A 21,166-nucleotide genomic window follows, 5' to 3' on the forward strand; every position below is an offset into this window, starting at 1 on the left:
ACCATTGCAAATGGAATAGATGAGAATGTAATGTACTGTTAATCGATACAACGACCAAACCAAAACGGGTCTTAACCCGTCATGTTTTAGCACAACCTTCCCCGGAAAACGGCCCACGTCTTTTGTGCAACGAGTGCTAATATTTTCGAGTGCGTTTAGCTGCCCCACCAGAGTATGAGGATGTTTTATGGACCAAGCCGGTATCATTCGCGATTTGCTTGTCTGGCTGGAGAGCCATCTGGATCAACCCCTTTCACTGGATAACGTTGCCCAGAAAGCGGGTTACTCTAAGTGGCATCTGCAGAGGATGTTCAAAGACGTGACCGGGCACGCCATCGGTGCCTATATCCGCGCCCGTCGCCTGTCGAAAGCCGCCGTGGCGCTGCGCCTGACCAGCCGCCCGATCCTGGATATCGCACTTCAGTATCGTTTTGATTCACAACAGACTTTTACTCGCGCCTTTAAAAAGCAGTTCGCTCAGACGCCAGCCTGGTATCGTCGCGCCTCTGACTGGAACTCATTCGGTATCCGCCCCCCTATCCGTCTGGATAATGAGGCGCAGCCGGAATCCGCTTTCGTGACGCTGCCGGAAACGGTGCTGGTGGGACAGACCCAGAACTACACCTGTACGCTGGAGCAGATTTCCAGCTACCGCGACGAGATGCGTATTCACTTCTGGAAGCAGTTCCTGCTGGAAACTGACACCGTGCCACCGGTGCTGTATGGCCTGCATCAGGTGCGCGCCAGCCAGGAGAAAGATGACGAGCAGGAGATCCTCTACACCACGGCGGTACCGGCGGACGGCGCAGCCAGCCTCTTCTCCGGCCAGAACGTGATTCTGGAAGCCGGGGATTATGTGCAATTCAGCTACAGCGGCCCCCGCGCCTGCCTGCAGGAGTTTATCCTGTTACTCTATGGCACCTGCATGCCCACGCTGGGCCTGACCCGCCGTCAGGGGCAGGACATCGAACGCTTTTATACCCACGGTGGCAAAAAGCGCGCCGAGCCGCCGACAGAGATCCGCTGCGACTATCTGATCCCTATCCGCCGCCAGGCGGCCGACAGCTAAGATCGGGGCTGCCGTTCTCGTAACGGCAGCCTGCAGGATTAGCGCTGCAGCTCGTCGAGCGCGGGGGCATCCAGATGAGACACATCCCCCGCCGTCTCCACAATCCAGCCTTCCGCCAGCCAGGCGCTCTGCTGATAATCCACCCGTGACAGTGAGCAGTTACGCAGGCGCAGACGACGCTCCGCATAGGCGGGCAGCCCCAGAATCGTACTGACCAGTGACCCCAGCGCCATCCCGTGGCTGACCAGCAGCGGACGGCTGCCGGCAGGCAGGTCGAGACAGGCATTGAGCGCGGCGTGCATGCGCGTCGCCATCTCCGACATCGACTCGCCCTGCGGGATGCGGCCGCCTTCGGTGCCGTTGACCAGCGTGGCGCGCCACTGCTCCTCTTCGGCGGTCAGACCATCCAGCGGACGTTTCTCCAGCACACCCATATTCAGCTCACGCAGCCGCGCATCCAGCGTTACGCCGCAGCCACAGGCATCCGCAATAATCTCCGCAGTGCGGCGCGTCCGTCCCAGATCGCTGGCGATCACATGGGTAATCCCCAGCTGTTTGACGCGCTCACCCACCTGCCGGGCTTGCTGCTCACCTTTTTCCGTCAATGGACTGTCAGACTGGCCCTGAATGCGGCGCTCCGCATTCCATACCGTTTCACCGTGACGAACAAGATAGACCTGTAGCATGTTAGTTTCCGTTATACTGCGACAAAATCGCTTTAGAGCCTGTCCCGACAGGCGTCATTGTTGCAGGCAGTCCGGGCGGAGCCAGTGCGGAACGACCCGACGTACGGTGAGTACGTGAGGCGCAGGAGCACTGTTCCGGCTCAGACTGACAGATAAAATGGCCTGAGGGCCAGGCGCTTAATCACCTGAGGGTTCAATCAATTATGTACCATGTTGTCGCAGCCACAACCAACCCAGCGAAGATTCACGCGATTGCGCAGGCATTCAGCGACGTTTTCGGCGAAGGATCCTGCCATATCGAAGGGGTCGAGGTCGAGAGTGGCGTTGCCGCACAGCCGTTAACTCATCTCGAAACACGAACCGGCGCACGCCAGCGCGTGATGAATGCCCGTCAGGTTCGTCCTGAAGCGGCGTTCTGGGTCGCGATTGAGGCGGGGATTGAAGAGGATTGTGCGTTTGCCTGGATGGTGGTGGAGAATCAGAAGCAGCGTGGCGAATCGCGGTCAGCCAGCTTCACCCTGCCGCCCGCCGTTCTGGCGGGCCTGCGCGAAGGCCGTGAGCTGGGCGAGGAGATGGCGCGCTTAACCGGCATCGAGAATATCAAACAGAAGGGCGGCGCGATCGGCGCGTTTACGCATGGCCTGCTCAGCCGCTCCAGCGTCTATCATCAGGCGCTGATTCTGGCGCTCTGCCCGTTCGTCCATCCGCTCTATCAGCAGTGATCAGGCGCGGCCCAGACGCGCTTCCAGCCAGCGTTTCAGCTCCGGCGGCGCCTCTTTCAGGCTGTTGGATCCCCGGGTAATGGTCGCGATGCCGACGCCAAGCTCATTTTTCAGCTCGCGCTGGCTCATCTCGCCGTTCATTAACTCTTCGATGATCCGCAGGCGGGTGCCGAACGCTTCGCGCTCGTCGGGCGTCATCATCAGCTGCAGCAGAGGCAGCGCATGGCCATCCGCAAAGGCCTGCTGCATCAGCAGGACAACGCGCTGCCAGCTATCGTCTGTCGGATGCGCATCGGCAGAGGGGGATTCAGAATGGGTCATGGAGAGGCTTCCGTACTCGCTAAAGAGTACGGAAGCTTAGCACAGCTAGTAACGGCGATTCCACTCAGCATCTGACAGGATCCGGTCAGGCTTGCCCATGAAGTGACGATAGTAGGCGTCATACGCCAGGACGTTCTTCACGTAGCCGCGCGTTTCTGAGAAGGGGATTGTCTCGATAAACGCCACGGCATCCAGATTGCCGGCACTGATTTTCTGCCAGCTCCGCACCCTGCCCGGCCCGGCATTGTACGCCGCCGAAGCAAAGATCCGGTTCTGGCTGAACTGCTGATAGACATACTCCAGATACTGAGTGCCGATCTGGATATTGGTTTCCGGATCGAGCAGCTGGCTGACGTTGCTGTAGCCCGGAATGTTATACATCTTCACGGTGTGCGCCGCGGTGGCGGGCATGATCTGCATCAGACCGCTGGCACCGACCGGCGAACGGGCTTTGGGGTTCCAGGCGCTCTCCTGACGCGAGATCGCCATCGCATAGCTCGGCGGGATCTGCTTCACGTCGGTATTACGCTCATAGACGCTCTGCCATGCCAGCGGGAAACGCTCCTTCAGGCTGTCCCACATTTTGGCCGTGATGGTCGCCTGCACGCTGAGATCCCACCAGTCCTGTTCGTTGGCGTAACGCGCCAGCATCTGCTGCTGGATGTGCGTGCGGCTGCCGATCAGATTGCTCCATTCGCTGCGTGCCAGATTATCCAGCCCCCAGTACATCAGTTCGCGAACACGGGCCAGTTCGGGGCCCTGCACCGTGGCGCTGTCTGGCTTCGGCGCTTCATCCACCTGCAGCGGATAATCCACGCCCAGCCGCTGGGCGGCCACCATCGGATAGAAGCCGCGCGCCTGCATCAGCTTACGCAGGATCTCTTCCGCTTCCTCTTTGCGCCCTTTCTCAAACAGCAGATCGGCCTGCCAGTATTGCCACTCATCTTTCTCTTTGGCTTCCAGCGGCAGACGGGCGATCCAGGTGTTCAGGCCACGCCGGTCATGCTGCGTGAGCGCCAGGCGAATCCGGCGTTCCAGCAGCGCGGTCGACTCGCTGTTCATCACCACCGCGTCACGCCAGCGCGCCTGCTCTGAGGTGAGATCGCTGCCCATCATGCGCCAGACCACGATCTCCTTCAGCGCCTGTTCATCCTCCGGCCCCATCTTCTGCGCCCGGACCAGGATCGGGATCAGGCTGCGGGCGTTTTCCATGTCCTGCCGCGCCACGCGGGTAAAGGCGTAGATCGTCGCCTGGCGGGTGAAGTCAGTTGGCCCGACGCTGCTGGCGAAGGTGCTGACCGTCAGCGGATCCTGCTGCAGCGCCTGCACCGCGTCAGACATGGTCTGATAATCGGCCGGCAGCGTTTTCGCCAGATAGCTCACCAGGCTGTCATTACCGGCCTTCATCGCCAGCCGGATACGTTCCAGGATGGTAATCGGTGAGAGCTGACCGGAAGACTGCCAGACCGAGAAGAGCTTATCGCAGTCCGCAGGCAGCGCCGTGCCGCGCAGCCAGATCTGCTTCGCACCGTCGAACGCGGCCTGCTGCTGGCCGGTGGCCCATTTCGCGTAGTACCAGTTGCAGCGCGCCTGCACCGGCTTAGGTTCAGTCGGGCTGAAGTTCAGCACGCCCTGCCAGTCCTGGCGGTAAGCCAGCACGTTGATAAAGCGGGTGCTGAGCGATCGCGCAGGCGGCAGCGTCGGATACTGGCGAATAAAGTTCTGCACGGCCAGCGCGGTCTCCTGATCGAGATCCTGCGCCAGCAGGCGATACTGCAGATAAGGGTAAAGCGGATAATCCTGCAGCGTCGGCAGGAGCTGATCCACGGTGGCCATCTGGTTGCTGTCCCAGGCCTGTTTAATTTGTTGATAACGTTGCCGTTGTTGATCAAGCGAATCGGCCCATGCGCTGCTGGCCGTGCCGGCCAGGCAGATCCCTATCATCCAGTTACGCCACTTCACCACGTAAATCTCCTCTGTTGCTGGGCCCGGCGAACTGCCAGACAGTCTTCATGCTAACCAGGCCACCGGACTCTTGCCATGTTCTTCACAAAATTTACGCACCACGCCCCCCGGCGCACCGCTATCGCTCAGGCTGCGCGCCGCGATTGTGCAAATTATCATCAGAAAATCTTATCACCACCGTCATTAACCCGTTGAATCAGCGCGTTAAAAAACTGGCACACCCTTTGCTCTGTTGAATGCCATCTTGTATACCAGCTGGAATTCTTCTTATGACATCGACCATTGGCCTGACGCTTCACGCCTGGCAGCAGCGCATTCAGCAGGCACCGCAGCAGATTAGCGCCCTGCTCAACGCACACCTGGCGGAGATCGATCCGCAGGATAACGCCTGGATCACCCTGGCGACACCGGATCAGTTAGCGGCACAGATTGCGCCACTGCTGGCGAACTATCAGCGCGATCCTGCGGCGCTGCCGCTGTTTGGGATACCGTTCGCGGTCAAAGACAACATTGATGTGGCGGGCTGGCCCACCAGCGCCGCCTGCCCCGCCTTTACCTACACCGCCCGTGAGGATGCGGTGGCTGTCGCCCGGCTGAAAGCCGCTGGCGCGGTGGTCATCGGCAAAACCAACCTCGATCAGTTCGCGACCGGTCTGGTGGGCACCCGTTCGCCTTACGGAGCGGTCTGCAATACCTTCGATGCCGACTATGTCAGCGGCGGCTCCAGCTCTGGCTCGGCGTCGGTGCTGGCGCGCGGACTGGTCGCTTTTTCACTCGGCACCGATACGGCCGGATCGGGTCGTGTCCCGGCGGGTTTCAACAACATCGTCGGCCTCAAACCGACCAAAGGCTGGTTCTCTGCGCGCGGCGTGGTGCCCGCCTGTCGGCTTAACGACACCATCTCAGTCTTTGCGCTGACGGCCGAAGATGCCTTTACCGTCGCCACGCTCATGGGCGGCTATGACAGCGGCGACGCCTATTCGCGCGTCAACCCGCGCACCGCCCCGGCCAGCCTGCCCGCCCGTCCTCACTTTGCTATCCCGGCCGATCCGGCCTTTTTTGATGATGCTGCTGCCGAAGCCGCCTGGGATCGGGCGCTGGAGGCCCTGCAGGCGGGCGGCGCGACGCTGCACCCCATCGACTTCACTCCGTTCCGTCAGCTGGCTGAACAGCTCTATTACGGCCCCTGGGTCGCCGAACGCACGGCGGCGGTGGGCGAAATGCTCGACCAGATGGAGCCGGTCGTGCAGAACATCATCGCCAGCGGGCTGAACTACAGCGCGGTGGAGGCGTTTAAAGCGGAGTATCTGCGCGCCGACCTGACGCGCCAGATCCAGCAGGCCCTGGCCCCCTTTGACGCGCTGGTGGTGCCGACCTCGCCCACCATCCACACCCTGGAAGAGATGAAGCAGGAGCCCGTCCACTACAACTCGCAGTTTGGCACCTACACCAACTTTACCAACCTGGCCGACCTCGCCGCGCTGGCGCTGCCCGCGCCGTTCCGCAACGACGACCTGCCGGCGGGCATCACGCTGATCGCGCCGGCCTGGCACGATCGGGCGCTGGCCGGGTTTGGCCTGCGCTGGCAGCAGCAACTGACCCTGCCGCTGGGCGCCACCGGTCAGCCCTTCCCGGCCAGACGCGCCACGCTGCCCACCTCTGCTGATCACGTCCGGCTGGCGGTGGTGGGTGCCCATCTCACCGGCATGCCGCTCAATTTCGAGCTTACCGAACGTCAGGCGGTGTGGGTCGAGGAGACGCAGACCGCACCCCACTACCGCCTGTTTGCCCTGCTGGAGGGGGCGATCAAAAAGCCGGGCCTGATGCGTGATCAACAGGGCGCCGCGATCGCCGTGGAGCTGTGGGACATTCCGCTGGCGCGCTTCGGCGAGTTTGTGGCCGGGATCCCGGCGCCGCTGGGGATCGGCAACCTGACGCTGGCCGATGGCCGGGTCGTCAAAGGCTTTATCTGCGAAGGCGCGGCGCTGAACGGCGCGCTGGAGATCACTGAAACGGGCGGCTGGCGCAACTGGCTGGCATCACAGGGGAGTCACTGATCATGTTCACCACCGTACTGATTGCCAACCGCGGCGAGATTGCCTGTCGCGCCATCCGCACCCTGAAGCGCCTCGGCGTGAAAAGCGTCGCGGTCTACTCTGACGCCGACCGCAACGCCCGGCACGTCAGGCAGGCGGATGTGGCTATCGCCCTGGGCGGCGACAAAGCCAGCGACAGCTATCTGCGCATCGACAAAATTCTGGCGGCGGCGCAGCAGAGCGGCGCGCAGGCGATCTGGCCTGGCTACGGTTTTCTCTCCGAAAGCCAGCCGTTTGCCGAAGCCTGCGAAGCGGCAGGCATCGCCTTTGTCGGCCCGACCGCGCAGCAGATTGGCGAGTTCGGACTGAAGCACCGCGCGCGCGAACTGGCGGCCCGTGCGGGCGTGCCGATGACACCGGGCACGCCGCTGCTGGCGTCGCTTGAGGCGGCGCTGCAGGCCGCCGATGAGATTGGCTATCCGGTGATGCTGAAAAGCACCGCGGGCGGCGGCGGTATTGGCCTGACACGCTGCGCCGATGCGCAGGCTCTGGCCAGCGCCTGGGAGAGCGTGCGCCGCCTCGGCAAGCAGTTCTTCAGTGATGCCGGGGTGTTTCTGGAGCGCTGTATCGATCGCGCCCGTCACATCGAAGTCCAGATTTTTGGCGACGGCAACGGCACCGTGGTGGCGCTGGGCGAACGCGACTGCTCGCTGCAGCGCCGTAATCAGAAGGTGGTGGAGGAGACGCCTGCGCCGGGCCTGTCGCCCGCCACGCGCGAGGCCCTGCTCGCGTCGGCGGTGCGGCTCGGTGAGCTGGTAAACTACCGCAGCGCGGGCACCGTGGAGTATATCTACGACGTCAGCCAGCAGACATTCTACTTCCTGGAGGTCAACACCCGCCTGCAGGTGGAACATCCGGTTACGGAGTGCGTCACCGGGCTGGACCTGGTGGCGTGCATGTTACAGGTGGCGGCGGGCGATGCGGTGGACTGGGCGCGTCTGCAGCAGGCGCCGCAGGGGGCGGCGATTGAAGTCCGTCTCTATGCCGAAGATCCCCTGAAAAACTTTCAGCCCAGCCCAGGCCTCTTAACGGGCGTGGTCTTTCCCGAGGGCGTGCGGGTCGACACGGGTGTCGAAACCGGCAGCGAGGTTTCCAGCTTCTACGATCCGATGATCGCCAAGCTGATTGTGCACGCCGACAGCCGCGATGCGGCCCTGGAAAAACTGCAGCAGGCGCTGGATGCCACCCAGCTGCACGGCATCGCCACCAACCTGGATTACCTGCGGCAGATCACCACCAGCGACACGTTTCGCAGCGGCAGCGTCTGGACCCGCTATCTCGACAGCGTGGTGCCCGCCGCCCCGGTGGTGGAGGTGCTGCAGCCCGGCACCTTCAGTTCGGTTCAGGACTATCCCGGCCGCCTCGGCTACTGGGACATCGGCGTGCCGCCTTCCGGCCCGATGGACGATTTCGCCTTCCGGCTGGCTAACCGCATCGTCGGGAACCATGCATCGGCAGCGGGCCTGGAGTTTACGCTGCAGGGGCCGACCCTGCGCTTCCACTGCGATGCCACGCTGGCGCTGACCGGCGCGGCGTGTGACGCCACGCTGGATGGCGAGCCGGTGAGCTACTGGCAGCCGCTGACGGTAAAAGCGGGACAGACGCTGGCGCTGGGCCGCGCCCGAGAGGGCTGCCGCAGCTATCTGGCGGTGCGCAACGGCTTCGACGTACCGGTCTATCTCGGCAGCCGCAGCACCTTCTCGCTGGGCCAGTTCGGCGGTCACGCCGGGCGCACCCTGCGTGTGGCCGATATGCTGCCGATCTCCCGGCCTGAACAGGCGGCCTGCACCACCCCTGCCCCGATCAGCGCACCGCAGCCGCTCGACGCGGCGCTGATCCCGCACTACGGCAGCGAATGGCGTATCGGCGTCCTCTACGGGCCGCACGGCGCGCCGGACTTCTTCACCCAGGCCGCGATTGATGAGTTCTTTGCCAGTGACTGGCAGGTGCACTACAACTCCAACCGCCTCGGCGTGCGGCTGGTCGGCCCGAAACCCACCTGGACCCGTGCCAACGGCGGTGAAGCGGGCCTGCATCCCTCAAACGTACACGACTGCGAATATGCCATCGGCGCGGTCAACTTTACCGGCGACTTTCCGGTGATCCTGACGCATGACGGCCCCAGTCTGGGCGGCTTTGTCTGTCCGGTGACCATCGCCAGAGCGGAGCTGTGGAAGGTGGGTCAGGTCAAACCTGGCGACACCATCCGCTTCCACCCGATTTCCGCAGACGATGCGCTGGCGCGGGAAAAAGCGCAGACGCATCTGATCGAAACCCTGCGGCCGGAGCATCCGCCAGCGTTTGCCGTGCCGTCGCTGGCCGAAACTGCCCACGGCTCCGCGACGATCCTGGCCGCGCGGGACGCGACAGGCAGCACACCGGCCGTGGTCTACCGCCAGGCGGGCGACAAATATGTGCTGATTGAGTATGGCGATAACGTACTGGATCTGGCGCTGCGCCTGCGCGTGCATCTGCTGATGAATGCGCTGAAAGCAGAGGCTGAACCGGGCATTGAGGAGCTGTCGCCGGGTGTGCGGTCGCTGCAGGTGCGCTACGACAGCCTGGTTATCAGCCAGGCGCGGCTGATGTCGCTGCTGCTGACGCTGGAGGCCACGCTGGGCGATGTCAGCACCCTTAAAGTGCCGTCGCGCGTCGTGTGGATGCCGATGGCGTTTGAAGACAGCGCCACGCTGGGCGCCGTCAGCCGCTATCAGGAGACGGTGCGCGCCACGGCCCCCTGGCTGCCGAATAACGTCGATTTCATTCAGCGCATTAACGGCCTGAGCAGCCGCGAAGCGGTGCGCGATACCCTGTTCGACGCTAGCTATCTGGTGCTGGGACTGGGCGACGTCTATCTAGGCGCCCCCTGCGCGGTGCCGATCGATCCGCGTCATCGCCTGCTGAGTTCCAAATACAGTCCGGCGCGCACCTTTACCGCCGAAGGCACCGTCGGTATCGGCGGCATGTATATGTGCATCTACGGCATGGATTCGCCCGGCGGCTATCAGCTGGTGGGCCGCACGCTGCCGATCTGGAACACCTTCCTGAAAAATCCGCAGTTCGCGGCCGATGCGCCATGGCTGCTGCGCTTCTTCGACCAGGTGCGCTTCTATCCGGTAAGTGAGAGCGAACTGAATCGGCTGCGCGAAGATTTCCGTGAAGGCCGCGCCAGCCTGCGTATTGAAGAGACCGAGTTTGATTTCGCCGCTCATCAGCAGTTCCTTGCCGATCACGCCGCTGAGATCGCCGCCTTTCGCCAGCGTCAGGCTGCTGCCTTTGAACAGGAAGTGCAGCACTGGGCGCGGGAAGAGGAGAACGCCCCGCCTGTGCAGGAGGCCGCCACCGGCGTCAGTGACGAGGATCACAGCGGCCTGGCCGTGCAGGCTGACCTCAATGGCAACATCTGGAAAGTGCTGGTGCAGCCGGGCGAGGCGGTCAGCGCCGGTCAGACGCTGATCATCGTGGAGGCGATGAAGATGGAGCTGGCGATTGTCGCACCTCAGGCGGGCCGCGTGACGCGGATCCTTTGTCAGGCGGGGCGGCCGGTCACGCCCGGCGACACCCTGTTATGGCTTGAACCGGAGGCAGAATGAGAGCACATCCTCCGAAAGCGCGCCCCGAAGCGCTGGCCGAACGGGTCTATCAGGCCCTGAAGGCCGATATTTTTGCCTTTCGCCTGATGCCGGGCGATCGCTTCAGCGAAAGCGAAATCGCCGCGCGCATGGCGGTCAGCCGCACCCCGGTGCGCCAGGCGCTGTTCCGGCTGGAGCGTGAAGGCTTTGTGGACGTCTGGTTTCGCAGCGGCTGGCAGATTAAGACCTTTGATTTCGCCTGGTTCGAATCGCTCTATGATCTGCGCACCGTGCTGGAGTGCGAGGCGGTAAAACGCCTCTGCGCCCTGCCCGCGCCGCAGTGCGCCGCGCTACTCGAAGCACTCAACCAGTTCTGGTGTGAGTCGGAGGCGCTCACCGACGGACTGGTGGTATCGCAGCATGATGAGGCGTTTCACATGACGCTGGTCGCCGCCGCCGGTAATCCGGAGATGGCGCGCATTCACGCCGAACTCACGGAGAAGATCCGCATCATCCGTCGCCTCGACTTCACCCGCGACGATCGCATCTGCGCCACCTATCAGGAACATGCGCAGATTTTACAGGCAATTTTTCAGCAGCAGCGTGCCACGGCACAACAGATCCTGACCGATCACATCGCCGTCAGTAAGGCGGAAGTCCGCAAGATCACGCTGCACCGCCTCCAGCAGGCCCGGCTTCAGCTCACCGAATAATACCACTACCACTCAGGGGTTCAGATGATGAAAAGACGTTCGTTGATCAAGGCTTTTGCGCTCTCCGCCACCGTTGTCAGTCTGGGTTTCACCTGGAGTGCCCAGGCTGCGGATACCATCAAAGTGGGGATCATGCATTCCCTCTCCGGCACCATGGCGATTTCTGAAACGCCGCTGAAAGATGTGGCGCTGATGACGATCGATGAGATCAACGCCAGAGGGGGCGTGCTGGGGAAAAAGCTGGAGCCGGTGGTGGTGGATCCCGCCTCCAACTGGCCGCTGTTTGCCGAAAAAGCGCGCCAGCTGCTGACGCAGGATAAGGCGGCCGTGGTGTTTGGCTGCTGGACCTCGGTTTCACGTAAGTCGGTGCTGCCGGTGTTTGAAGAGCTGAACGGCCTGCTCTTCTACCCGGTGCAGTATGAAGGGGAAGAGATGTCGCCCAACGTCTTCTACACCGGTGCCGCGCCGAATCAGCAGGCGATCCCGGCCGTGGAGTACCTGATGAGCGAAGATGGCGGCAGCGCGAAACGCTTCTTCCTGCTGGGCACCGACTACGTCTATCCGCGTACCACCAACAAGATCCTGCGCGCCTTCCTGCACAGCAAAGGCGTGGCGGACAGCGATATCAAAGAGGTCTATACGCCTTTCGGTTACAGCGATTATCAGACCATCGTCGCGGACATTAAAAAGTTTGCGGCGGGCGGCAAAACGGCCGTGGTCTCCACCATCAATGGCGACTCCAACGTGCCGTTCTACAAAGAGCTGGCCAACCAGGGAATCAAGGCCACTGACATTCCGGTCGTCGCCTTCTCGGTGGGCGAAGAGGAGTTGCGCGGCATCGACACCCGACCGCTGGTGGGCCAGTTAGCGGCCTGGAACTATTTCGAGTCGATTGATAATCCGGTTAATGCCAGATTCGTCGCCGATTACCGCGCTTACGCCAAAGCGCACAACCTGCCGAACGCCGCCACCGTCGTCACCAACGATCCGATGGAGGCAACCTATGTAGGGATCCATATGTGGGCGCAGGCGGTGGAAAAAGCGGGCACCACGGACGTCGACAAAGTGCGGGCGGCCATGGCCGGCCAGACCTTTAAGGCCCCGGATGGCTTTACCCTGACGATGGATCAGACCAACCACCATCTGCATAAGCCGGTCATGATTGGCGAGGTGGAAGAGAACGGCCAGTTCAGCGTGGTATGGCAGACCGATCAGCCGGTTCGCGCGCAGCCGTGGAGCCCCTATATCGCCGGTAACGACAAAAAGCCCGATCACCCGGTCAAGACCGCGCAGTAATGGTGCGCGGCGGATAACCCGGCCGCGTCACCTGCTGTGACGCGGCCGCGATGCTCTCCCTGACGAGGCTCTCTTTATGAATCTATGTCGCTGCTTTCTCAGCCTGCTGCTGCTGATGCCGCTGATGGCCAGCGCCGGACCGGCTGCGGACTTTGCGGCCGCCAGCCGCAGCCAGCAGGCGGCACTGCTGCAGCAGTGGGCCGCGGCGCCCGACAGTCAGCGCCTGCCGCTGCTGGAGGCGCTGCATGCCGAAACCGTGGTTACCGACCAGAACAGGCAGCCGTTCAGCCAGCAGGGTGCGACGCTGCAGCCGCTGGACACGGTGGCGCAGCCTGCCGGCAGCCTGAAAAAACTGTTTATGAACAACCGGCTGCGGGTACTGGTCAACACTGCGCTGGCCGCCCACCAGCTGGTCAGCCCGGATGTCGCTCTGCGCCTGCGCGCGGCCCGGCAGTTGCAAAATGAGGGGATGGCGGACCAGCTCCCCCTGCTGGAACAGCGGCTGGCCGCCGAGCCGGACAGTCGGGTCCACGCCGCGTTAGCGCTGGCGCTGGCGAATCTGCAGCTGGCCGATCGCGAGCCGATGGTGCGTCTGCGGGCGGTTCAGCAGCTGGGTGAGTCCGGCGATCCCAATACTCAGGCCAGCCTGCAGCGTCTGACTCAGGCCGCGAACGAGCCGGATCCCACGGTGCGGGCGGCGGCGGCGCAGAGCCTGCAACAGATTCAGAAGCGGCTGATGTGGGGCGATCTGCTGGGGCAGGCCTTCAGCGGCCTGTCGCTCGGGTCGATTCTGCTGCTGGCCGCGCTGGGCCTGGCGATCACCTACGGTCTGCTTGGGGTGATTAACATGGCGCACGGTGAAATGCTGATGCTCGGCGCGTATGCCACCTGGTGGGTGCAGGGTCTGTTTCAGCAGTTCGCGCCGCACTATTTAGCCTGGTATCCGCTGCTGGCGCTGCCGGTCGCCTTTCTGGTCACCGCCGCCATCGGCATGGCGCTGGAGCGCACGGTGATCCGCCATCTCTATGGCCGTCCGCTGGAGACACTGCTCGCCACCTGGGGGATCAGCCTGATGCTGATCCAGCTGGTCCGGGTACTGTTCGGCGCACAGAACCTGGAGGTGGCGAATCCGGCGTGGCTCTCGGGCGGCCTGACGCTGCTGCCTAACCTGGTGCTGCCGTGGAACCGTATCGCGGTGATCCTGTTTGTGGTGTTTGTGCTGGCGCTCACCTGGCTGCTGCTGAACCGCACCCGCCTGGGCATGAACGTCCGGGCCGTAACCCAGAACCGTGCGATGGCGGAGTGCTGCGGCGTACCGACCGGCCGCGTCGATATGCTGGCGTTTGGCCTCGGCTCCGGTATCGCCGGGCTGGGTGGCGTGGCGCTGTCCCAGCTCGGCAATGTCGGGCCGGAGCTGGGCCAGGGCTACATCATCGACTCGTTTCTGGTGGTGGTGCTGGGTGGCGTTGGCCAGCTGGCGGGCACCGTGGTCGCGGCGTTCAGCCTGGGCATTCTCAACAAAGTGCTGGAGCCGCAGATGGGCGCCGTGCTGGGCAAGATCCTGATTCTGATGATCATCGTGCTGTTTATTCAGAAACGCCCGCAGGGCCTGTTTGCGGTTAAAGGAAGGGTGACTGACTGATGACGCAACCCATGACGCTTCGCGTGGCGCGTACCGCGCCGCGCCTGACACTCAGCCTCGGCCTGCTGGTCGCGCTGGCGCTGCTGCTGATGCCGTTTCTGGCGCTGCTGCCCGCCACGCATCCGCTGGCCCTCTCGACCTATACCCTGACGCTGGTCGGCAAAATCCTCTGCTATGCGGTGGTCGCGGTGGCGCTGGATCTGGTGTGGGGATACGCCGGTCTGCTGTCGCTGGGGCACGGCCTGTTTTTCGCCCTGGGCGGCTATGCCATGGGCATGTACCTGATGCGCCAGGCCGCGGGTGAGGGTTTACCCGCCTTTATGTCCTTTCTCTCCTGGCATGAGCTGCCCTGGTTCTGGACCGGCACCCAGTACTTCGCCTGGGCGCTCTGCCTGAGCATGCTGGTGCCGGGCCTGCTGGCCTGGCTGTTTGGCTTCTTCGCTTTTCGCTCAAAAATCAAAGGCGTCTACTTCTCCATCATCACCCAGGCGCTGACCTACGCCGGTATGCTGCTGTTCTTCCGCAACGAAACCGGGTTTGGCGGCAACAACGGGTTTACCGGCTTTACCACCCTGCTCGGCTTTTCCGTCACGGCGACGGGCACCCGTATCGGGCTGTTCGTTGCCACGGTGCTGCTGCTGCTGCTGAGCCTGGCGATCGGCTTTGCCCTGGCGCGCAGCAAGTTTGGCCGGGTGCTGACCGCGGTGCGGGATGCGGAGAATCGCCTGATGTTCTGCGGATACGATCCGCGCGGCTTTAAGCTGTTTGTCTGGACGCTCTCCGCTGTGCTGTGCGGCCTGGCCGGGGCGCTTTATGTGCCGCAGGTCGGCATTATCAATCCGGGAGAAATGTCACCGGCTAACTCGATCGAAGCCGCCATCTGGGTGGCGCTGGGCGGACGCGGCACGCTGATTGGCCCGCTGCTGGGGGCGGCGATTGTCAACGGCGCACGCAGCATCTTCACCGTGGCCTTCCCGGAGTACTGGCTGTTCTTTCTGGGTCTGATGTTCATTCTGGTGACGCTGTTTCTGCCCTCTGGCGTCATTGGCCTGCTGCGCCGGAGGAAACCATGAGTGATGCCCTGTTTACCCAGCCCCAGCGGGCGGATCGTCATCGGCTGCAGCGCGATCCGGTGCTGCAGCTGGAGAAGATCAACGTCTCGTTCGAGGGCTTTCGCGCGCTCACCGATCTGTCGCTGCAGATCGGCATCGGTGAACTCCGCTGCGTGATCGGCCCCAACGGCGCGGGCAAAACCACGCTGATGGATGTGATTACCGGCAAAACCCGACCCGATTCGGGCCGGGTGATCTATGACCAGAACAGCGATCTGACCCGTCTTTCGCCGGTGGAGATCGCCCGCGCCGGTATCGGCCGCAAGTTTCAGAAGCCCACGGTGTTTGAGGCGTTAACGGTCACTGAGAATCTGGAGATCGCGCTTAAAACCGATAAATCGGTCTGGGCCAGCCTGCGCGCCCGCCTCAACAGCGAACAGCGTGATCGCATTGATGAAGTGCTGAAACTGCTGCGGCTGGGCGCTGAACGCCAGCGCCGGGCGGGCCTGCTGTCGCACGGCCAGAAGCAGTTTCTGGAGATCGGGATGCTGCTGGTGCAGGAGCCGCATCTGCTGCTGCTGGATGAGCCTGCGGCGGGCATGACCGACGCCGAGACGGACTACACCGCCGAGCTGTTCCGCAGCCTGGCGGGCAAACACTCGCTGATGGTGGTGGAGCATGACATGGGTTTTGTGGAGACCATCGCCGACCATGTCACGGTGCTGCATCAGGGTCAGGTGCTGGCAGAAGGGTCGTTGCGCGAGGTGCAGGCCAACGAGCAGGTTATCGACGTTTATCTGGGGCGCTGAGATGTTACAGGTTACTGAACTGAATCAATATTATGGCGGCAGTCATATTCTGCGCGGCCTGTCGTTTGAGGTAAAAATTGGTGAGATCACCTGCCTGCTGGGACGCAACGGCGTGGGGAAAACCACGCTGCTCAGGTGCCTGATGGGGCTGATCCCGGCGAAGTCAGGGGATATCTACTGGCAGCAGCAGCGGATCACTGGCCGTAAACCTCATCAGCGCGTGCAGGCGGGCATCGCCTATGTGCCACAGGGCCGCGAAATTTTTCCGCATCTGACGGTGGAGGAGAATCTGCTGATGGGGCTCTCCCGTTTTCCGGCGGCGCAGGCGCGCGAGGTGCCGGAGGAGATCTATCAGCTCTTTCCGGTGCTGCTGGCGATGAAGTCACGTCGCGGCGGCGATCTTTCGGGCGGTCAGCAACAGCAACTGGCGATCGGCCGGGCGCTGGCCTGTCGTCCTCAGCTGCTGATCCTGGATGAACCCACAGAGGGGATCCAGCCCTCCGTGATCAAAGAGATCGGCGCAGTGATCCGCCAGCTGGCGCAGCGCGGGGATATGGCGATCCTGCTGGTCGAGCAGTTTTACGATTTCGCCGCCGAGCTGGCGGACAGCTATCTGGTGATGTCGCGCGGGGAGATCGTGCAGCGTGGCCGCGGCGACACCATGGAAGCAGAGGGTGTGCGCGGCCTCGTGGCGATTTAACCGGCGATCAGAGCAGACCCGTTTCGACGGAGAAGTGGCGCTGTTCGCCCGGTTTCAGGGTGATCAGCGTACCTGCCTGCTGTGCCGCCAGAAAGCCTTCCGGCCGGCAGGTGGCGGGCAGAATATAGGCCGCCACCTGCTGATCGGGATTATGCAGCAGCCAGCGGGTGGCGTGCGGGAACTGCGCGGTGGAGAAGCGCGTCATCAGCGCGTAGCCCTGTGGCGCATGCAGCTCAAACTGCACCTCATCGCCATACTGCGGCAGATCGTCCGCGAAAAAGACGATCTCCGGATCGCAGAGCTGCGGCTGATCAAGCTGCTGCAGGGCCAGCGGATCGCGCGCCAGCCGATCCGTGTAGTCGCGCCAGGCAGGCGTTGGCCGCAGATGCGCCGGGATCGACTGGCGCAGCTGAAAGGCCCGATCGGGGATCGACTGCCTGAAGCGCCCCTGATCGATCCACGCGCTGTTGATGTGACACATGTACTGCAACGGCATCGGCGCACCGGCCAGATTGGTGACCGTCATGTCGATCGTCAGCCGCGGGCGATCGGCCTGAAGACGAACGGCCGGTGCTGCCAGATAGTGATGACCAAAGCCTTTAACATAGTCATACTCCCCTTCCAGCGACAGCGTCTGCTCCTCCAGCACCAGCCAGGCGCTGTCCATGCGGGCGCAGGCCATCTCGCCGTGCAGCGGATGATCGTCCTCTGGCGCAGGACAGCCGTTCGCCAGCAATCCCGAGTGAAACGCAAAACAGCCATAGGTATCGATGATCGAACGGGCTGGCAGCGGCTGCCTGAAACTGTGGCCCATCGTCAGGTTATGCCCGTCGAACGCGACCTCCCAGATCATCTGCCCGAGAAACGGCAGCACGGTTACGCTGCCGCGACGGTTATGGAGGCGCACCGCCTCAATACCTGACGGATAGCGAAACAGCTCGACCCGGAACGCCTCGCTCTCCAGTAGCGTCGACGGCGTGGGTTGAAACTGGTCACGCGTCAGGGGTAAACGGGTTTTCATGGCAACTCCTCCACCAGACGCCCGCCTGCAACCGGCTGCTTTTTATGACGCAGCTCGCCATAGAAATAGAAGCCGACCCAGGCGAAGCAGAGCAGCGACACGCCAAACGCCAGCTGCATCGATCCCAGGGAGTCAGAGACCAGCCCCTGCAGCGCCGGAACGAAGGCGGCGCCCACAATCGCCATCACGATAAACGCACCCGCGACCTCGGTATATCTGTTGTCTACCGTCGCCAGCGTGCCTGCGTAAATGGTGGCCCAGCAGGGGCCAAACAGCACGCTGACAAACACGGCGGCGTACACGGCGGTGAAGTCCGGCACCAGCATCACATAGGCCAGCGTCAGCACGCCCAGCACGGAATAGGCAATCAGCACCTTCTCGGCCCGGAAACGGGTCATCAGGAAATTCGCCACGAACTTGCCGATAAAGAAGCAGATGAAGCTGTAGATCATAAAGTTAGAGGCGTGACGTTCATTGGCCGCGCCCAGCGTCAGCGCCAGACGAATCGTAAATGACCAGACCGCCACCTGCATGCCAACATAGAGAAACTGGGTCACGATCCCGCGTTTAAAGTGGCGATTGCTGGCCAGATAGCGGAAGGTCTCACCCAGTGACGGGCGCGATTTCGCGTGGCTGTCCGGCTTGCAGTGCGGATAGCGGGTGAACATAAACAGCAGCATCACGACCACCAGCACCATTACCAGATACTTGTACGGCTCCAGCGTGTGTTCCAGCATGGTCAGCCGGAACGCATGTACCTGCTCCGCCGTCATGCCCGCCATCTGGCTCTCCAGGCTGCCGCCATCCTGAAACACCAGATATTTGCCCAGCACAATCCCCATCAGCGCACCAACCGGATAGAAGGTCTGGCTGACGTTGAGCCGCAGCGTGGCGTGATCACGATGACCAATCATCGAACTGTAGGTATTGGCCGCGGTTTCCAGAAAGCTCAGGCCAATGGCGATGGCAAAAATCGCCGCCAGGAACATGGTGTAGGTCGCCATGTGCGACGCCGGATAAAAGGCGATGCAGCCTGCAATGTAGAGCGCCAGGCCGATCATAATCGCCATCTTGTAGCTGGTCTTGCGGATCACCAGCGAGGCCGGGATCGCAATCAGAAAATAGCCGCCATAGAAGGCGCTCTGCACCAGCGCACTGGCGAAGTCGCTGAGGGCAAAGACGCTTTTAAACTGGGTGATCAGAATATCGTTGAGACTCGCCGCACAGCCCCATAGCGGAAAGAGGCATGACAGCAGGATGAACTGAAACAGCGGCGTTTTATTCAGATAGCCATCAGATTGCTGAACTATTTTCTGTTGCATAGCAGAACCTCAGTTACGGTTGAGAAAACGCTGGAAAGCCGCTGTGTCAGGGTAAGCACGCTGGGTGCCACGCCCGGTGACGCTGCAGGCAGCATAGGCAGACGCCTGCGTCATGGCCGCGGCCACATCGCCGGTTTCGGTCAGCAGAACCGCAAAGCAGCCGATAAAGGCATCGCCCGCGCCGCTGGTGTCCACCGCCTGAACCGGCGTGGCGGCCACACGATGTACCCGATCGCCGCTCATCCAGACCGATCCCCGGCTGCCCAGGGTGATAATCAGATTTTTGAGTCCACGCTTCAGCAGCGACTGACCGGCACGCATCACCTCTTCATCGCTGCTGACCGGCAGGCCGGTCAGGATCTCCAGCTCGGTTTCATTGGGCATGAAGAAGTCACATTTGCAGGCATAGTCGATGTCCAGCGTCGCGACGGCCGGAGCCGGATTGAGGATCACCCGAATCTCATGCTGGCGGGCAAAATCGATGGCGTAGTAGACCGTTTCCAGCGGGATCTCGAGCTGCAGGATAATCAGCGTGCAGGCTTTCAGGGCTTCTGCCGCGTCGTCGATATCTGCCGGCTTCAGTTGCTGGTTGGCGCCTTTGATAATCAGAATGCGGTTCTGCGACTGGTCATCAACAAAAATGGGCGCCACGCCGCTGGAGGTTCCTGAGGCGGTGGTCACAAAGCGCGTGTCGACCCCCTGCTGTTGCAGATTCGCCACAGTGCTGGGCGCGAAGAGATCGTCACCGACCTTGCTGACCATCATCACGCGGCCGCCCATTTTCGCCGCCGCAACCGCCTGATTTGCGCCTTTGCCGCCGCAGCCGATGGCAAAGTCGGGGGCTTCGAGGGTTTCGCCCGCTTTCGGCAGGCTGTTGGTATAAGTAATCAGATCGACCATGTTTGAGCCGATCACCGCGATTGTCATAACGGTTTCTCCCGGATGTGTTGCCAGCTTAAATGTTAATAAATTAACAATAACCTTTCTTAAAGGTTAAATATGTGACAAAAACCACATCCTGAAGCGGCAGGCGACCCGACCTTTCGGCGATAAACGGGCAAGGGAGTGTTACTATTATAACAAGATAACATCACCGTCCATGCGGGCGAGACTTATCTCCCCGCCTGTATGCGGTCGTGGTGTGACACGACGCTGACCGCGCAGCGCAGGTTTGCGGCCCTTACGGATTGCGGGTAAGATTGATTGCCAGCCTGGCGGATGAGACGCAACTCATTCAAATCTGTGAGGTTTGTCGCGATATAACGCCGGTTACGGCGTCCTTGTTCCGCACTGCAGGATAGGTAACAGAGAGATGACCATGGAAACCCGGCGCGACGAACGCATTCACAAGCTGACGCAGGCGCTGAAACGCACCGATAAACTGCATCTGAAAGATGCGGCTCAGCTGCTGGGCGTCTCAGAGATGACGGTGCGGCGCGACTTAACCGAACCGGCTTCCAGTATCGTTCTGCTGGGCGGCTATATCGTCAGCGATCCGAAAAGTCACGCCAGCCACTATTTTGTCAGCGATCAGCATGGGCAGAATGCCGCCCGAAAACAGCGGCTGGCCCAGGCTGCGGCGAGCCTGATCGTGGAGAACGATACGGTCTTTTTTGACTGCGGCACCACCCTGCCCTACATCGTGGATGCGATCCCCGATACCCTCGCGTTTACCGCCATCTGCTGCGCCATGAACACCTTTCTGACGCTGAAAGAGAAACCGGCCTGCAACGTGATCCTCAGCGGCGGTGAATTTCACGCTGACAATGCCCTGTTTACGCCGATTGGCGTGCACACCATCCTGGATGATCTCTGTCCGACGCTGGCCTTTATCTCTGCCGCAGGCATCGACAAAGATCAGGGCGCGACCTGCTACAACACCAATGAGCTGATGATGAAGCATCACGCCATGCTGCGCGCCCGGAAGTCGGTGCTGGTGGCTGACAGCAGCAAATATGGCAAGGTGCTGCCCGCCCGTATCGCCGAGCTGCAGCGTTTTGATCTGCTGGTCAGCGACAGCGCGCCCGATCAGGCATTGCAACACTGGCTGACGCAGCAGGCGATACCGCTGCGCCTGCCCTGATCCCCGCCTCTGCCGCCTGTCCGCCAGGCGGTGATGAAATCAGACGCTGACGCTCTGCGCCGTCCGCCATTCCCTTCGCGGGGTAATATTCGCCGCC

General features: G+C 62.1%; 17 protein-coding genes. 11 read left to right on the plus strand and 6 right to left on the minus strand.

Annotation, left to right across the window (positions count from 1 at the left end; all coding sequences use genetic code 11):
- Positions 1-187: 187 nt before the first annotated feature.
- Positions 188-1,069 (plus strand): MDR efflux pump AcrAB transcriptional activator RobA, encoded by an 882-nt coding sequence (robA, locus tag J1C59_RS15745; protein ID WP_128084669.1) that lies wholly within the window; start codon positions 188-190, stop codon positions 1,067-1,069.
- Positions 1,070-1,107: 38 nt separating this feature from the next.
- Here the strand turns inward: robA and gpmB are convergent, their stop codons facing one another.
- Entirely contained in the window at positions 1,108-1,755 is a 648-nt protein-coding gene (gpmB, locus tag J1C59_RS15750; RefSeq protein ID WP_128084670.1) for a 2,3-diphosphoglycerate-dependent phosphoglycerate mutase GpmB, read from the minus strand.
- A gap of 203 nt (positions 1,756-1,958) precedes the next feature.
- Here gpmB and yjjX point away from each other — a divergent pair, with 203 nt between their 5' ends.
- Positions 1,959-2,477 carry an inosine/xanthosine triphosphatase gene (gene yjjX, locus J1C59_RS15755; protein ID WP_128084671.1) on the plus strand — a complete coding sequence of 173 codons (519 nt, stop codon included), beginning with the start codon at positions 1,959-1,961 and terminating at the stop codon, positions 2,475-2,477.
- On the opposite strand, the gene trpR is transcribed toward yjjX, so the two are convergent.
- Together trpR and sltY are read right to left on the minus strand one after the other, a co-directional pair.
- Positions 2,478-2,798, minus strand: a complete 321-nt coding sequence (gene trpR, locus J1C59_RS15760) for a trp operon repressor (protein WP_128084672.1) — start codon at positions 2,796-2,798, stop codon at positions 2,478-2,480.
- A gap of 45 nt (positions 2,799-2,843) precedes the next feature.
- The gene (sltY, locus tag J1C59_RS15765; RefSeq protein ID WP_128084673.1) at positions 2,844-4,763 is read right to left on the minus strand and encodes a murein transglycosylase; all 1,920 of its coding nucleotides are present in this window, start codon (positions 4,761-4,763) and stop codon (positions 2,844-2,846) included.
- A 269-nt stretch (positions 4,764-5,032) separates the two neighbouring features.
- Between sltY and atzF the strand changes: the two genes are divergently transcribed.
- The 8 genes from atzF (at position 5,033) to urtE (ending at position 16,643) form a co-directional block, all read left to right on the plus strand.
- Positions 5,033-6,820 (plus strand): allophanate hydrolase, encoded by a 1,788-nt coding sequence (gene atzF / locus J1C59_RS15770; protein ID WP_140917032.1) that lies wholly within the window; start codon positions 5,033-5,035, stop codon positions 6,818-6,820.
- Between the two features lie 2 nt (positions 6,821-6,822).
- Complete coding sequence (gene uca, locus J1C59_RS15775; protein WP_140917033.1) at positions 6,823-10,452, plus strand: urea carboxylase; 3,630 nt, start codon at positions 6,823-6,825, stop codon at positions 10,450-10,452.
- Positions 10,449-11,144: a GntR family transcriptional regulator gene (locus J1C59_RS15780; RefSeq protein ID WP_128086875.1), complete on the plus strand. Its 696-nt coding sequence runs from the start codon at positions 10,449-10,451 to the stop codon at positions 11,142-11,144. The genes uca and J1C59_RS15780 overlap by 4 nt, the downstream gene beginning before the upstream one ends.
- Before the next feature lie 27 nt (positions 11,145-11,171).
- Positions 11,172-12,440: an urea ABC transporter substrate-binding protein gene (gene urtA / locus J1C59_RS15785; protein WP_111141526.1), complete on the plus strand. Its 1,269-nt coding sequence runs from the start codon at positions 11,172-11,174 to the stop codon at positions 12,438-12,440.
- Between the two features lie 76 nt (positions 12,441-12,516).
- The gene (gene urtB / locus J1C59_RS15790) at positions 12,517-14,082 is read left to right on the plus strand and encodes an urea ABC transporter permease subunit UrtB (protein ID WP_140917034.1); all 1,566 of its coding nucleotides are present in this window, start codon (positions 12,517-12,519) and stop codon (positions 14,080-14,082) included.
- Complete coding sequence (urtC, locus tag J1C59_RS15795; RefSeq protein WP_111141516.1) at positions 14,082-15,155, plus strand: urea ABC transporter permease subunit UrtC; 1,074 nt, start codon at positions 14,082-14,084, stop codon at positions 15,153-15,155. The genes urtB and urtC overlap by 1 nt, the downstream gene beginning before the upstream one ends.
- Entirely contained in the window at positions 15,152-15,943 is a 792-nt protein-coding gene (gene urtD, locus J1C59_RS15800; RefSeq protein WP_128085958.1) for an urea ABC transporter ATP-binding protein UrtD, read from the plus strand. Before urtC ends, urtD begins: the two co-directional genes overlap by 4 nt.
- 1 nt (position 15,944) lies before the next feature.
- Positions 15,945-16,643 carry an urea ABC transporter ATP-binding subunit UrtE gene (urtE, locus tag J1C59_RS15805; protein ID WP_128085959.1) on the plus strand — a complete coding sequence of 233 codons (699 nt, stop codon included), beginning with the start codon at positions 15,945-15,947 and terminating at the stop codon, positions 16,641-16,643.
- Positions 16,644-16,650: 7 nt separating this feature from the next.
- Here the strand turns inward: urtE and J1C59_RS15810 are convergent, their stop codons facing one another.
- The 3 genes from J1C59_RS15810 to rbsK are packed head-to-tail and all read right to left on the minus strand — an operon-like array spanning position 16,651 to position 19,913.
- Positions 16,651-17,664 carry an aldose 1-epimerase family protein gene (locus J1C59_RS15810; protein ID WP_128085960.1) on the minus strand — a complete coding sequence of 338 codons (1,014 nt, stop codon included), beginning with the start codon at positions 17,662-17,664 and terminating at the stop codon, positions 16,651-16,653.
- On the minus strand, positions 17,661-18,986 hold the full coding sequence (gene fucP / locus J1C59_RS15815) for an L-fucose:H+ symporter permease (protein ID WP_128085961.1): 1,326 nt from the start codon (positions 18,984-18,986) through the stop codon (positions 17,661-17,663). The genes J1C59_RS15810 and fucP overlap by 4 nt, the downstream gene beginning before the upstream one ends.
- A 9-nt stretch (positions 18,987-18,995) precedes the next feature.
- Positions 18,996-19,913: a ribokinase gene (gene rbsK, locus J1C59_RS15820; RefSeq protein WP_128085962.1), complete on the minus strand. Its 918-nt coding sequence runs from the start codon at positions 19,911-19,913 to the stop codon at positions 18,996-18,998.
- Positions 19,914-20,304: 391 nt separating this feature from the next.
- Between rbsK and deoR the strand changes: the two genes are divergently transcribed.
- On the plus strand, positions 20,305-21,069 hold the full coding sequence (gene deoR / locus J1C59_RS15825; protein WP_128085975.1) for a DNA-binding transcriptional repressor DeoR: 765 nt from the start codon (positions 20,305-20,307) through the stop codon (positions 21,067-21,069).
- The last annotated feature ends 97 nt before the right edge of the window (positions 21,070-21,166 follow it).

The sequence above is a fragment of the Pantoea deleyi genome (assembly GCF_022647325.1).
Classification (GTDB): domain Bacteria; phylum Pseudomonadota; class Gammaproteobacteria; order Enterobacterales; family Enterobacteriaceae; genus Pantoea; species Pantoea deleyi.